Below are 316 nucleotides of genomic sequence, written 5' to 3' on the forward strand. Positions count from 1 at the left end.
CGTGAAGATCGCGAAGATCGCCGCGAGTTCGGCGCCGAGCACGCGCGAGGGAAAGAGCGCGAGAAAGAACGTGACCGTGAACGAGATGTAGCCGAGTACCGGCACCGACTGCAGGATGTCCAGAATCGGCACGAGCACCTGGCCCGCGCGGCGGCTCTTCGCGGCAAGCGTGCCGTACACGAGCGTAAAGACGAGCGAGGCGACCATCGCCGCGAGCATGCGCAGCGTCGTGCGCATGGCGTATTCGGGCAGGTTCGCGGGGTCGAGCGAGATGGGTTGCGCCTTGAGCGTGGCGATGGGCGCCATCGTTTCGTGA

At 65.8% G+C, this 316-nt stretch carries 1 pseudogene; it reads right to left on the reverse strand.

Features of this window, described 5'->3' with window-relative positions:
* A pseudogene (locus tag U5768_RS31920) lies at positions 1 to 316 on the reverse strand (sulfonate ABC transporter permease); the annotation flags it as partial.

Origin of the sequence: Paraburkholderia sp. J76, assembly GCF_905220295.1 — a bacterium.
GTDB lineage: Bacteria > Pseudomonadota > Gammaproteobacteria > Burkholderiales > Burkholderiaceae > Paraburkholderia.